At 61.2% G+C, this 13,066-nt stretch carries 16 protein-coding genes and 1 riboswitch; of the genes, 15 read left to right on the top strand and 1 reads right to left on the bottom strand.

What is annotated here, in order from left to right; translation table 11 throughout:
* The first annotated feature begins 105 nt into the window (after nucleotides 1-105).
* From ldtR to NIM87_RS03255, 8 genes are all read left to right on the top strand, one after another.
* Nucleotides 106-615, top strand: a complete 510-nt coding sequence (ldtR, locus tag NIM87_RS03290; protein WP_254673180.1) for a transcriptional regulator LdtR — start codon at nucleotides 106-108, stop codon at nucleotides 613-615.
* A gap of 361 nt (nucleotides 616-976) precedes the next feature.
* The gene (locus NIM87_RS03285) at nucleotides 977-2,134 is read left to right on the top strand and encodes a L,D-transpeptidase family protein (protein ID WP_254673179.1); all 1,158 of its coding nucleotides are present in this window, start codon (nucleotides 977-979) and stop codon (nucleotides 2,132-2,134) included.
* 105 nt (nucleotides 2,135-2,239) lie between these two features.
* On the top strand, nucleotides 2,240-2,452 hold the full coding sequence (locus NIM87_RS03280) for a DUF6898 family protein (protein ID WP_254673178.1): 213 nt from the start codon (nucleotides 2,240-2,242) through the stop codon (nucleotides 2,450-2,452).
* A 49-nt stretch (nucleotides 2,453-2,501) separates the two neighbouring features.
* Nucleotides 2,502-2,586, top strand: a riboswitch (ZMP/ZTP riboswitch).
* Nucleotides 2,587-2,718: 132 nt separating this feature from the next.
* Nucleotides 2,719-4,017 (top strand): serine hydroxymethyltransferase, encoded by a 1,299-nt coding sequence (gene glyA / locus NIM87_RS03275; RefSeq protein WP_254673177.1) that lies wholly within the window; start codon nucleotides 2,719-2,721, stop codon nucleotides 4,015-4,017.
* Nucleotides 4,018-4,035: 18 nt separating this feature from the next.
* Nucleotides 4,036-4,515 (top strand): transcriptional regulator NrdR, encoded by a 480-nt coding sequence (gene nrdR, locus NIM87_RS03270; protein ID WP_254673176.1) that lies wholly within the window; start codon nucleotides 4,036-4,038, stop codon nucleotides 4,513-4,515.
* A 126-nt stretch (nucleotides 4,516-4,641) separates the two neighbouring features.
* A complete protein-coding gene (ribH, locus tag NIM87_RS03265) occupies nucleotides 4,642-5,115 on the top strand; it encodes a 6,7-dimethyl-8-ribityllumazine synthase (RefSeq protein WP_254673175.1) in 474 nt (157 codons plus the stop codon).
* Complete coding sequence (gene nusB / locus NIM87_RS03260) at nucleotides 5,116-5,601, top strand: transcription antitermination factor NusB (protein WP_254673174.1); 486 nt, start codon at nucleotides 5,116-5,118, stop codon at nucleotides 5,599-5,601.
* A gap of 64 nt (nucleotides 5,602-5,665) precedes the next feature.
* Nucleotides 5,666-6,856 (top strand): MFS transporter, encoded by a 1,191-nt coding sequence (locus NIM87_RS03255; protein WP_254673173.1) that lies wholly within the window; start codon nucleotides 5,666-5,668, stop codon nucleotides 6,854-6,856.
* Nucleotides 6,857-6,907: 51 nt separating this feature from the next.
* Here the strand turns inward: NIM87_RS03255 and NIM87_RS03250 are convergent, their stop codons facing one another.
* Nucleotides 6,908-7,345 carry an outer membrane protein assembly factor BamE gene (locus NIM87_RS03250; protein ID WP_254673172.1) on the bottom strand — a complete coding sequence of 146 codons (438 nt, stop codon included), beginning with the start codon at nucleotides 7,343-7,345 and terminating at the stop codon, nucleotides 6,908-6,910.
* A 165-nt stretch (nucleotides 7,346-7,510) separates the two neighbouring features.
* Between NIM87_RS03250 and NIM87_RS03245 the strand changes: the two genes are divergently transcribed.
* The 7 genes from NIM87_RS03245 to iolG all read left to right on the top strand — a co-directional run bounded on the left by NIM87_RS03245 (nucleotide 7,511) and on the right by iolG (nucleotide 13,043).
* Entirely contained in the window at nucleotides 7,511-8,038 is a 528-nt protein-coding gene (locus NIM87_RS03245; protein WP_254673171.1) for a ubiquinol-cytochrome C chaperone family protein, read from the top strand.
* Nucleotides 8,035-8,586, top strand: a complete 552-nt coding sequence (locus NIM87_RS03240) for a YceD family protein (protein WP_254673170.1) — start codon at nucleotides 8,035-8,037, stop codon at nucleotides 8,584-8,586. Before NIM87_RS03245 ends, NIM87_RS03240 begins: the two co-directional genes overlap by 4 nt.
* Before the next feature lie 178 nt (nucleotides 8,587-8,764).
* Nucleotides 8,765-9,835: a phosphate acyltransferase PlsX gene (plsX, locus tag NIM87_RS03235; protein WP_254673169.1), complete on the top strand. Its 1,071-nt coding sequence runs from the start codon at nucleotides 8,765-8,767 to the stop codon at nucleotides 9,833-9,835.
* The gene (locus NIM87_RS03230; protein ID WP_254673168.1) at nucleotides 9,832-10,812 is read left to right on the top strand and encodes a beta-ketoacyl-ACP synthase III; all 981 of its coding nucleotides are present in this window, start codon (nucleotides 9,832-9,834) and stop codon (nucleotides 10,810-10,812) included. The genes plsX and NIM87_RS03230 overlap by 4 nt, the downstream gene beginning before the upstream one ends.
* 221 nt (nucleotides 10,813-11,033) lie before the next feature.
* Entirely contained in the window at nucleotides 11,034-11,345 is a 312-nt protein-coding gene (locus NIM87_RS03225) for an integration host factor subunit alpha (RefSeq protein ID WP_198876614.1), read from the top strand.
* Nucleotides 11,346-11,448: 103 nt separating this feature from the next.
* Nucleotides 11,449-11,904 carry a MerR family transcriptional regulator gene (locus NIM87_RS03220; RefSeq protein ID WP_254673167.1) on the top strand — a complete coding sequence of 152 codons (456 nt, stop codon included), beginning with the start codon at nucleotides 11,449-11,451 and terminating at the stop codon, nucleotides 11,902-11,904.
* A 101-nt stretch (nucleotides 11,905-12,005) separates the two neighbouring features.
* The gene (gene iolG, locus NIM87_RS03215; protein WP_254673166.1) at nucleotides 12,006-13,043 is read left to right on the top strand and encodes an inositol 2-dehydrogenase; all 1,038 of its coding nucleotides are present in this window, start codon (nucleotides 12,006-12,008) and stop codon (nucleotides 13,041-13,043) included.
* Nucleotides 13,044-13,066 lie beyond the last annotated feature (23 nt).

The raw sequence follows: 13,066 nt of genomic DNA, 5'->3' as shown, positions 1-13,066 counted from the left end.
TAAGATAGTTTTAAGCGTGTCGCTTAGGCTGATCTTAGTCGGGTGGCCGTAGTTTGGCCTCATGAGATGCGAAAAATCGCACATTGGATAAACAGTGAGGCAAACATGGCAATCAAGTCTAACGCGGCCGAGGCGCTGATCCCGGAACGCACCGAAAGTCTGAAACCCCTCTACCTCGAAGCCGTTTCGCGCGTCGAACGTCTCCACCGCCGTCTCCTCGACCTGATCAAGGACGAGTTCGACCGCATGGGCTGGGACGACATCAATCCGGTCCAGGCACTGCTGATGTTCAACATCGGCGATGCTGAACTGACCGCCGGCGAACTGCGGTCGCGGGGCTACTATCTGGGCTCCAATGTCTCGTACAATCTCAAGAAGCTGGTCGAGACCGGTTACATTTTCCAGGAGCGCTCTCGCACAGACCGCCGTTCGGTCCGCATCAAGCTCACCCCCAAGGGTGAGGAAGTGGCCGAAGTGATCGACGAACTTTATGATCGCCACCTCAAGTCCATCGACAAGGTCGGTGGCCTGGGCGACGAGGAATTCGACGGCCTGAACAAGGCTCTTGCTCGCCTCGAACGCTTCTGGGTCGACCAGATCCTCTATAAGCTCTGATTTCTGGCCCGTCGGGCCAAAGGATAGAGCGGCAGCTGGCGGCATGTGTTGCCTCCATGCCACAACTGCTGGGCAGGCGCCGGTCGAAAGGCCGGCGCTTCTTATTTGTGCCGCAAATGACGGGCAGCCCCTTTACCTGGTTGGAAACCATTTGCTGGCATGGCTATGGTGCCCGGCATGGTTCACAAGGCGTTGACCGATATTGTGAACCAAGTCGGGGCGGTGCTATCGCCCGAGGCAAGTGGCGGGCAAATTCTTAGGTGGTTGAATGCGGCTGAATCGACGTAAATTTATCCGGTCCATGGCCTTTGCGGGTGCGTCTGCCAGTCTGCCTGCCTGGGCGCAGGAATCGGTTTTCGACATGTTTTCCACCGGTCGCGTGCTGCGCGAGACCAATCGCGATGGCAATACGGCCGCCGCTGCGGCGCTGATCGCCACCAACGAGCCAATCCTCTCGTTCGATACGCTGCACAATCTGCAACTGGCAATTTCGCAATATGAGCCCTTCGTTGCAGCCGGCGGCTGGGAAGAAATTCCGCAGCAGGCCTACCAGCTGATCCTGGGCAATTCGTCACCCGCTGTCGTCCAGCTCAAGCGTCGCCTTATTTCGTCCGGCGATATGCCGCTGGTCGATCACGCCAGCGACGTTTTCGATGCGGAAACGGACAGGGGCGTGCGCACCTTCCAGGCGCGCCATGGCCTGGTGGTCACCGGACAGATCGACGAAGCGACCTGGTACGCGATGAACGTGCCTGCCGCGACCCGCTTGCAGCAGCTCTACCTCAACTATACCCGCGTCCAGAACATGGCCGCCAAGCTCAACGACCGCTATATCGTGGTCAACATTCCCGCCGCGACCATCGAGGCTGTCGCGGGCGGCATGGTTGAGCAGCGCCACACGGCCGTGGTTGGACGCGTTGAACGCGCCACCCCGATCCTGGCGAGCAAGATCCACCAGATCAACTTCAACCCATACTGGCATGTGCCCAAGTCCCTGGTCCGCCAGGACCTCACCAAGTACATGCTCCAGAACCCGAACTACCTGACCGAGCAGAACATCTTCATCTACGACGGCAGCGGCAACACTATCGATCCGTCGACCATCAACTGGGCAAATATCACCGACGCCCAGGTGAACTATATGTATCGCCAGGAGCCAGGCGCCGCCAATTCCATGGGGCACTGCAAGATCAACTTCCACAATCCGTTCGACGTTTACCTGCACGACACGCCATCGCGCGCCCTTTTCGGCGAGAACGCCCGCTTCCATTCGTCCGGTTGCGTGCGCGTCGAAGGTGTCAACCAGCTCGTCGCCTGGCTGCTGCGCGACAATGGCGACTGGGACCAGACCCGCGTCGACTCGACCTTCGACTCGCTGGAGCGCCTCGATGTCAGTCTCTCCTCGCAGATGCCGATCCACACCACCTACATCACGGCCTGGGCCAACCGTCAGGGCACGGTCAGCTTCCGCGACGACGTCTACAAGTTCGATGAAGAGGGCAAGGTCAGCTTCACCTAAGGCCGGACCGCCATCGCACGACATCAAACGGGCTTCCCGCAATCGCAGGAGGCCCGTTTTTCATTGGCTCCGACTCCGTTATGCTGGCCTTGGAGGTGAGCCACCATGAGCAACGGCGACGTTCTGTTCGAATTTGTCCAGATGGGCCAGCAGATGCGCGTCGCCGCCATCGATGAGGCGACGGGTATTGAAGTCGTTGTCATCACCCCGCTCACGGCCACAAAGCTGCAGATGCAGCGCGTCGCCATGGCCAAGCTCCAGCGCAAGCTGGAGCAGGACCGGCCAGCGCCGCGCCCTATATCGGGCAAGTTCGCCTGAGCGGCATCCGGTTTCCTCTTCCCCTTGCTCCGGTTCTGCGGCATAACAAAGCCGTTCGCGCGACTGGCGAGAAAAGATGGGGAACCATCGGGGAACGCGAACTTCAAACCATGCCGCTCGCCTGGGCACCCATCCGCAACCACGGGGAGCCCCATGACCAGTTCCAGACTACCTTCACCTCATTCCCGGCCTTGGAATCGCGCCTTGCGGCGTGATAAAGCCACCGCCACGCCGACCACCATGACCTTCTGCGAGGTATTTGTCCGATGAGCGCCGCCACCTCACTCCCGCTCTTTCCGAACTTCTTTTCCAACTCGGTCGCCGACACCGACGCCGAACTGGCAAAGGCTATCCAGGACGAACTGGGTCGCCAACAGAACGAGATCGAGCTGATCGCCTCGGAAAACATCGTCTCGCGCGCCGTGCTTGAGGCTCAAGGCTCGGTCCTGACCAACAAGTATGCCGAGGGCTATCCCGGCAAGCGCTACTATGGCGGCTGCCAATATGTGGACGTGGCCGAGAGCCTTGCCATCGAACGTGCCAAGCAGCTGTTCGGCGTTGAATTTGCCAATGTGCAGCCCAATTCCGGCTCGCAGGCCAATCAGGGCGTCTATCAGGCGCTGATCAAGCCGGGTGACACGATCCTTGGCATGTCGCTCGACGCTGGTGGGCACCTGACTCACGGCGCCAAGCCCAATCAGTCCGGCAAGTGGTTCAACGCCATTCAATACGGCCTGCGCCAGCAGGACGGCCGTGTCGATATGGATCAGGTGCGCCAGCTGGCCCGCGAACACAATCCCAAGATGATCGTGGCGGGCTTCTCAGCCTATTCGCGCATCATGGACTGGGCCGAGTTCCGCGCTATTGCCGATGAAGTCGGGGCAATCCTCTTCGTCGATATGGCGCATGTCGCCGGGCTCGTCGCCGGTGGCGTCTATCCCAGCCCGTTCCCGCATGCCCATGTGGCCACCACCACCACCCACAAGACCCTCCGCGGTCCGCGCGGTGGCCTGATCCTCACCAATGACGAGGACATCGCCAAGAAGATCAACTCGGCCATTTTCCCGGGCATCCAGGGTGGCCCGCTGATGCATGTCATCGCCGCCAAGGCGGTTGCCTTCAAGGAAGCGCTGTCGCCCGAGTTCAAGGCCTATGCGGCCCAGGTCGTCGCCAATGCCAAGGTCCTTGCCGACACGCTCGTCAAGGGCGGGGTCGACATCGTTTCGGGCGGCACTGACAACCACCTGATGCTGGTGGACCTGCGGCCCAAGGGCCTCACCGGCAAGGCCACGGAAAAGGCACTCGAGCGCGCCCACATCACCTGCAACAAGAACGCCGTGCCCTTCGACCCGGAGAAGCCTGCGATTACGTCGGGCATCCGTCTTGGCACGCCGGCGGCCACCTCGCGCGGCTTCGGTGAAGCCGAATTCCAGACCGTGGGTGAGCTCATCATCGAAGTGCTCGATGGCCTCAAGGCCAATGGCGAGGACAACAATGGTGCCGTCGAAGCCCAGGTGCGCGAAAAGGTGAAAGCGCTCACCGATCGCTTCCCGATCTACAGCTAAGCAAACCAAAGGCCCGCCATGCGCTGCCCCTATTGTGGCAATGACGATACCCAGGTGAAGGATAGCCGCCCGACCGAAGATTCGGGCGCTATCCGGCGCCGCCGCGTCTGCAATGCCTGTGGCGGGCGTTTCACCACTTTCGAGCGTGTCCAGTTGCGCGACCTGACGGTCGTCAAGAAGACCGGTCGCAAAGTGCCGTTTGATCGCGAAAAGCTGGCCCGCTCGGTCAATACCGCCTTGCGCAAGCGCTCGGTGGAGCCAGAGCGCGTCGAGCGGATGATCTCCGGCATTGTCCGCCAGCTCGAAAGCCTGGGGGAGGTGGAAGTCACCTCCGACCAGATCGGCGAATATGTCATGGAGGGCCTCAAGGGCCTTGATGACGTGGCGTTCGTCCGATTTGCCAGCGTTTACAAGAACTTCTCGGCTGCCGACGATTTTCGCTCGTTCCTCTCGGCGCTGGCGGAGAACACGACTGCACCGCTGGACGACGAGGATTGATTTCCCGCTCCACGCGCAGGGAAGCATTCATTCACGGCGGTGTAAGGCTTTGCTGCCCGCCGCGGCCGTGTTGCGCTATGATCTCTCGCGCGCCGACCATTTCGGCGTGAGCTGAGGAGAATTATCATGGACTCCTATGGTGTGCGTTTTTCGCTTCCCGCCGGGGCGGGCAGGGGCCTGCATTTCCTCATCGTTGAGGGCCGGTCCTATCCCGACATAGTCGACGAGATGAAGCGTGGAGCGACTGCGGCAATCGAGCAGGCCGGCGCGACTTGTGAGGTCATTGCCGTGCCCAGCGCCATGGAAGTCCCCGTGGCCATGGCGATGGCGATTGAAACCGGACGCTTCGACGGCTATGTCGCGCTGGGCTGCGTCATCCGCGGCCAGACCAACCACTATGTGTCGGTTGCCAATGAAAGCATCCGCGCGCTGGCCGAATTGGCCGTTGTCGATGCTTTGCCTCTTGGCATTGGCATCCTGACAGTAGAAAACGAAGCTCAGGCCTGGATCAGGGCCCATGTGAATGACCAGGACCGGGGCGGGGATGCGGCGCGTGCCGCAATCGCCCTGTCCGACGTGAAAGCGAAACTGAACACCTAGATGACTGACCACCCCAAACGCGACCCCGGCGCCCAGCGCCCCGCCAACCAGCGCGGTGCTGCCCGCCTTGCTGCCGTGCAGGCCCTTTATCAGATGGATATCGGCCGCACGACGCTGGAAGACACGCTGGCCCAGTTCGGCGCCTTCCATCTTGGTCGCGAGATTGAAGGCGAGCAATATCTGCCCGCCGATGCTGACTTCTTCAAGCAGATCGTCAGCGGCGTCGCCGAGTATCAGCTCGATATTGACCCCTCGGTGGACAAAGCGCTGGCCGAAGGCTGGCCCATTGAGCGCGTTGACGCCACTTTGCGGGCTATCCTGCGTGCCGCCGCCTTCGAACTGCTGCGCCGCAAGGATATTCCCGCCCGCGTCGTCATCACCGAATATGTCGATATTGCCCGGGCCTTCTACGAGGACGACGCGTCCGGCCTGGTCAATGCTGCCCTGGACACAATCGCGCGTTCAGCAGGCGTCGACCTGGCCTGAAAGGGTAACGCATTGACGCCGCTTCGTGCGTGGCGCACGGTCCCGCGCCCGCCAGGAGGCTAAAATGTCCGATAGTCGCAGCCAATCCATCCGCAACATCGGTCTGCTTTCGGCTGTCCAGGCCCTGGGCGGTTCAAGTTCGTCCATCATCATGTCGGTGGCTGCCCTGGCGGCAGTCAATTTCGCCCCCGATCGCTCGGCGGCGACCCTGCCTGTTACCGCCATGATTGTCGGCCTGGCCCTCGCGACCTCGTCAGCAACCATGATCATCTATCGTCTGGGCCGCACCCGTGGCCTGATGCTCGGCGCCGCCATCGGCATTCCCGGTTCACTGATTGCCACGCTCGCCGTTTTTCTGGGTCAGTTCTATCTCTTTGCCGGAGGACTGTTTCTCGTCGGCGTGTCGGGCGCCTTCATGCAGCAGCTGCGCTTTGCTGCAGCCGACAGCGTTGCACCGCAATTCAAGAGCCAGGCAATATCCTGGGTCATGTTCGGCGGCGTCGCGGCGGGATTTTTCGGACCTCAGCTCAGCGCCCTGACGCGCACCTGGGTGCCGGGCGCCGAATATGCGGCCAGCTTCATGGTCATCGCTGTGCTCTCATTCCTATCGGTGCTTGTTCTTTCGGCCACGCGCCTCGCGCCCACCACGCCGCCCGGCGATCCGGGTGACACGGGGCGCCCGTTGTCCGTGCTGCTGCGGCTGCCCGAAGTGGTGCTACCGATGATGGGCGCCGCGCTCACCTATGCGCTAATGACCCTGATCATGGTCGCCGCGCCCCTTGCCATGGTGCACTTATGCGGTCATTCGCCCACCGAGGCAGCCGGTGCCATCCAGTGGCATGTGGTAGCCATGTTCGCACCCAGCTTTGTCACCGGCGCCATCATCAAGCGCATCGGGCCGCATCTGGTTACGGCCATTGGTCTCCTGCTCATCATCTCCTGCGCCGTAATCGCCCTCAGCGGCATCAGCGTCACCCATTTCACCGCCACGCTGGTGCTGCTCGGCCTCGGCTGGAATTTCGGCTTTATCGGCTCCACAGCCATGTTGGCCACCAACTATCGCCCGCAAGAGGCAGGGCGGGTTCAGGCCGTCAATGAACAGGTGGTGTTCGGCGCCAGCGCCATTGCTTCGCTCAGCTCTGGCGTCCTGCTGCAAATGGTCGGTTGGGAAGCCATCAACATGCTGGCCATTCCGGTCGCAACACTGGCCATTCTGTTGCTCGGCCTCGGCGCGATGCGCCAGGCCCGCGCCTGAAACAAAAAAAGCCCCGGCGAACCGGGGCTTTTCAACAAATTGGCAAAGGCCTCAGAACGAGGACAGGATCGCGTCGATAAACGTCGCATCTTCGCCGAACGAGGGTGTGCGGCGGGTTTCGATATTGACCGCCTTGCCATCCTGCAGCGCATAAACAGCGCGCTCGATGACTTTCTTGTTGCGGTCGAAATAGATCGCCAGCACTGTGCGCTCCTGAACCATGGTCATGCCAAAGGCGGTCTGGTTGACCTTGGTCTCGACATAATACCAGGCGGTGCGATCACCAAAGCTATTGGTGGACTGCGGCGAGCCGAGCACCAGCGTTACCAGTTGTTCGCTCTGGCCGGGGCGGATCTGCTGCAGTGCGGCGTCAGGAATTTCATAGCCCTGGGTGCGCTTGGAAACCAGCGCAGTGCTGCTGGTGCAACCGGCGAGTGCGACGGCCAGAACGGCTGCGGCAACGGAGGCTTTTGCAATACGCAGGGGCATGAATTTGACTTTCCCGATGGCTCTCGACTATAGGCGTGACACTTGGGCGCGTGCCCTATGGCCGCCGGACTGTGTAGCTGTCAACTTGGCCGTCTGGCAAGCTGGCAATGGTCCGGCACCTCGATCTGCCCGTGTTTGACCGATACCGACGCTGAGCGCAATCCCATGATCTTGTCCTTATTTCGCAAGAAGACTGCCACAGAGCCAGTTTACGCCGTCTATAGTTCCATTGTGGCGCAATCCCGGCAGCCTGTCTTCTATACCGACATGGCCGTGCCAGACACCGTGACGGGGCGCTTCGACATGATCAGCTTGCACCTCGCGCTGCTGTTCCGCCGCCTGCGCCACGGGCCGGAAAACGCGAAAGTGTTCAGCCAGGCCGTGTTCGACCTGTTCTTTAAGGATATGGACCGCTCCCTGCGCGAAATGGGCGTCACCGATCTGGGCGTCCCCAAGAAGATCCAGAAGATGGGCAATATCTTCTTCGGCCTTCTGGCGGCAATGAACGAGGCCATGGACCGCAATGATGCCGACGCGCTGGCCGGTGTTCTGGCCCGCAATATTTTCGATGGCGAGGACACCCCTCAATTGCGCGCCCTGGCCGACTATGTGTTTGCCCGCGATGCCGAACTGGCGAGCCAGTCGCTCGATACCATTATCGGCGGTAATGTGCATTTCGAGGCTGCGGCATGAGTGAACACGCAGAGCCAATCTTTGACGCCGTTGTGCGCATCGACAAGCTTCCCGCCGCCGGCCGCTCAATTTCGGTCAACGCCAATGACGCCGAGTGCAAGGCGATTGCCGAGGCCATGAACATTGTTTCGGTTGAGCGCTTTTCGGCGAGCCTGACCATCGTTCCGCTGCGCGGCGGTCTCCGCGCGCAGGGGCGTCTTGATGCCCAGGTCACCCAGGCCTCAGTCGTCAGCTTCGAGCCGGTGCCCGAAACCATTTCCGAGGACATCGACCGGGTGTTTCTACCTGCGCCCCGCGACGAGCATGCGCCGGTTCCAGGCGCTGAAATCTTCATCGACCTTGAAAACGACGATTTCCCCGATCACATCGACGGTCCCGAAGTCGACCTCAGCGCCTTGCTGTTGGAAAGTCTGGCCCTGGCGCTGGACCCATATCCCCGCAAGAGCGGCGAATCCCTCGATGACTTGGGCATTGCCCACAAGGATGTGGAGGAGGGCCCATTTGCCAAGCTGGCAGGTCTCAAGAATGAGAATGGGGACAAGGACTAAAGCGTCGCGCCGATGCAGGTGCCGGCTGTCCGCACCGGCGACGCCACGGCCGTTTTTATGGGCGTCTCATGCCGTCGCCCGAACGTCCTGCTTCGGTGATTGCCCTGCGGGGCTTGCGCCGACCCCATGATGGGATATGTTTGCTTGCCCGCCTAAGTGGGCCGAAAAACGGGCTGAAATGACCGATTCTATTACGATTTCCGTGGATGCCATGGGCGGCGACAATGCCCCGCGTGCCGTCATTCATGGAGCCCACCTTGCCCTGATGGAGCGCAAAAACGCGCGTTTCATCTTTCATGGCATCAAGGACCAGATCGAGCCTTTGCTTGAGGAATTTCCGGCCCTGAAGCCGGTCTCCACGGTTCGTCACTGCGAAACCGTCATTGCCATGGACGAAAAGCCCAGCCAGGCCTTGCGCAAGGGCAAGGGCAGCTCGTCTATGTGGATGGCCATCCAGGCGGTCAAGGACAAAGAAGCCGACGTTGCCATCTCGGGTGGCAATACCGGAGCCCTGATGGCCATGGCCACATTCTGTCTGCGGCCCATGGAAGGCATTTCCCGCCCCGGCATCGCTGCCATCTGGCCGACGCTGCGTTCCGACATCATCGTGCTCGATATGGGCGCCACCATCGGCGCCGATGCGCAGCAACTGGTGGATTATGCCATTCTCGGCTCCGCCCTGGCGCGAGCCCTTTTCGGCTCCGAGTCGCCCACCGTCGGCCTGCTTAATGTCGGAACCGAGGAAGTGAAGGGTCTGGAATCGATCAAGGACGCCGGCAAGATCCTCACCGAGGCCAGCGGCGCCGGGTTCACCTATCATGGCTTCGTCGAAGGCAATGATATCGGCAAGGGCACGGTCGACGTTGTCGTCACCGAAGGTTTTGTCGGCAATATCGCGCTCAAGACCGCCGAGGGCACGGCCCGCCAGGTGGCGACCTATCTGCGCGAAGCCCTCCAGGGGTCGCTGATGAGCCGGATCGGGGCACTCTTTGCCTCCTCGGCACTCAACGCACTCCGCCGCCGCATGGACCCGCGCACCGTCAATGGTGGCGTTTTCATGGGTCTCAATGGTATTGTCATCAAGTCCCATGGCGGCACCGACGAGGTCGGCTACAAAAGTGCTCTCGGCCTTGCCCATGAGATGGCGCGCAATCGCCTGATGGACAAGGTTGGCGATACCATGCACCGTTTCCCCATTCACAAGGCAGACCCCGCGCTGCCTTCCGAGACCGAGGCTAAGTCGGCGTGACCAATACCGTTCGATCCGTCATTTGTGGCGTTGGCAGCTATTTGCCGGCCAATGTTGTTACCAACGAAGAGTTGGCCAAGACCGTCGATACATCTGACGAATGGATTCAGCAGCGTGTTGGCATCAAGGAACGCCATATTGCTGCCGAGGGTGAATACACCTCGGACCTGGCGACTGCGGCAGCCCGTGCGGCGCTCGCCAATGCCGGCCTGGCCATCGAAGATATCGACCTGATCATCGTCGCGACAACAACGCCGGACTATACCTTCCCCAGCGCAGCCACTCTGGTGCAGATGAAGCTGGGCATGCACCACGGCTTTGCCTTCGATATCCAGGCGGTCTGCTCGGGCTTTGTCTATGCCGTCGCCACCGCCGACAGCTACATCAAGAGTGGCATGGCCCGCCGTGTGCTGGTCATCGGCGCAGAAACCTTCTCCCGCCTCCTCGACTGGACCGACCGCACCACCTGCGTGCTGTTCGGCGACGGCGCTGGCGCCGTGGTCATGGAGCGCGTTGAGCTGGCGCCCGGCGAGCCCGAGCGCGGCGTCCTGACCTCGGCCCTGCGCTCCGATGGTCGCCACTGGGACAAGCTTTATGTTGATGGCGGGCCCTCGACCACCGGCACCACCGGCCATGTTCACATGCAGGGGCCAGAAGTGTTCCGGCATGCGGTGGGCAAGATAACCGACGTGGTCTACACCACGCTTGAACAGACCGGCTACACCGTCGGCGATCTCGACTGGTTCGTGCCGCACCAGGCCAATAAGCGCATTATCGAGGGGGCAGGGGCCAAGCTGGGCCTGCCACCTGAAAAGGTCATCATGACCGTCGATATCCACGCCAATACTTCGGCGGCTTCGGTGCCGCTGGCGCTGAGCGTTGCCGTTGCCGATGGCCGGATCAAGCAGGGCGATCTCGTCATGCTCGAAGCCATGGGTGGCGGCTTCACCTGGGGCGCTTCGCTCATTCGCTGGTAGCCCATGACGCGCATTGACCTTAAGCGTTTCAAGGCGTTAGTGTCTCACTCGGGCAGAGGAGCCCGGCGCTGGGCAGCGACACCAAGCTCGTAACGCGGCGTCGATCTGGGGAGGATTTCCAAACGAGGGCGCGGCCAATTCCGGCCATGCCGGCGGTTTGGTTGTGACAACTGGCTTGCCGAATTTCGGGAGACCGGACCCACGGCAACACGGGGGTGCGAATGACGCAGAAGACGGTAACACGGGCCGACCTGGCTGAAGCAGTTTATGGGTCTGTTGGTCTATCGCGAACCGAATCGGCGGAACTGGTCGAGCGTGTCCTGGAGCTGATTACTGATGCCCTGGTCACCGGGGCCAACGTCAAGCTCTCGTCTTTCGGTTCGTTTCAGGTTCGTTCAAAAAACGAGCGGATCGGCCGAAATCCCAAGACCGGCGAGGAAGTGCCGATCCTGCCGCGACAGGTTCTTGTGTTCAAACCGTCCAATGTGTTGAAGTCCAAAATCAACAAGTCTATGGTTTCCGCTGGAAAGTAAGGCTTTTTGAGTCTTACGCCGTGTGGCGGGCATTGCGTCCGCAGCGGTGATGCCAGTCGAGAAGAGCCGGAAAACTCCTGCTCGCGCCGGGGAGACCTGCGGTTTGGACAAGTCGCCAGACGCGTTCCGTACCATCTCTGAAGCTGCCGAAGAGCTCGATCTCCCGCAGCACGTGTTGCGATTCTGGGAGACTCGTTTCTCGACCATCAAGCCGCTGAAGCGCGGCGGCGGCCGGCGCTATTATCGGCCCGAGGATGTGCTGCTGCTCAGCGGTATCCGTCACCTGCTTTACGATCAGGGTTTCACCATCAAGGGCGTCCAGAAGATCCTCAAGGATCAAGGTCCGCGCTATGTCATCGCCGTCGGCGAGGGCAAGGGGCTGGATGAAATTCTGCCGCTTATCGAGCAGGCCGAGGATGCCGGCGACGAAGCCGAACTCGAAGAGGCGGCCATGCGCGCCAGTCCGGCACTGGATGCTGAGGCACGCGACAAACTCTCCGACGTGCTGCGTAACCTCCTTGAGTGCAAGCGCATCCTGGAACGCGCCCGCGAACACTAACCTGTTCTGGAATTCCTGTTTCATCTGCCGGCGTTTTCGCCTATTCGTTCTATAGGAGCGGGTGTGTGATCGGCGCCTGATGATTTGGAGTTTTCGCGGAAATGACGATGCGTTTCGGACTTCTCGGCGCTGGCCGTATCGGCAAGGTGCATGCCGGGGCGGTGATGGCCAATCCAAAGGCCAAGCTCGTGGCCGTGGCCGACGCCATCGCCGACGCCGCCAACGCGCTGGCCGATCAATATGGCGCCGAGGTTCGCTCCATCGATGCCATCGAAGCGGCGACAGACATTGACGCCGTCATCATCTGCACGCCCACCGACACCCATGCCGCGCTGATCGAGCGTTTTGCGCGTGCCGGCAAAGCCATTTTCTGCGAAAAACCCATCGATCTCGATGTCGAGCGGGTCAAGGCCTGCCTTCGTGTCGTCGATGAAACCGCGGCCACCCTGATGGTGGGGTTCAATCGCCGCTTTGATCCGCATTTCCAGGCGGTCAAGCGCGCCGTAGACGAGGGCCAGATCGGCACTGTGGAAATGGTCACCATCGTCTCGCGCGATCCCGGTGCCCCGCCGGTGGACTATGTCAAACGCTCCGGCGGCATCTTCCGCGACATGACCATCCATGATTTCGACATGGCGCGCTTCCTGCTCGGTGAAGAAATCGAAACCGTATCGGCACAGGCTTCCGTGCTGGTCGACAAGGCCATTGGCGAGGCCGGCGACTACGACAGCGCCTCGATCATGCTGTTCACCGCCTCTGGCAAGCATGCGACGATTTCCAATTCGCGCCGCGCCACCTATGGCTACGACCAGCGCATCGAGGTGCATGGCTCAAAGGGCGCCGTGGCCGCCGAGAACCAGCGGCCGGTGTCCATCGAGATCGCCAATGCCAATGGCTATACCCGTCCACCGCTGCACGACTTCTTCATGACCCGCTATACCGAGGCTTATGCGGCCGAAATCAGCAGCTTCATCGATTTTGTGGAATCAAAGTCTCCGGCATCGCCCAGCGGCACCGATGGGCTGATTGCCCTGGCCCTGGCCGAAGCCGCGCTCCGGTCCGTCAAGGAAGGCAGGGCCGTCAAGGTCAGCGAGGTCACCGGTCCGCTTGCCGACAAGTCCGTGTTTCAGGGGCGGTAGTATCGCTCGGTCCCTCCCTTGAT

It is taken from the genome of Devosia ureilytica (genome assembly GCF_024273195.1).
Lineage (GTDB): Bacteria > Pseudomonadota > Alphaproteobacteria > Rhizobiales > Devosiaceae > Devosia > Devosia ureilytica.
Note: the sequence above shows the minus strand (reverse complement) of the source record. Positions and strands in the feature narration are given on the sequence as shown.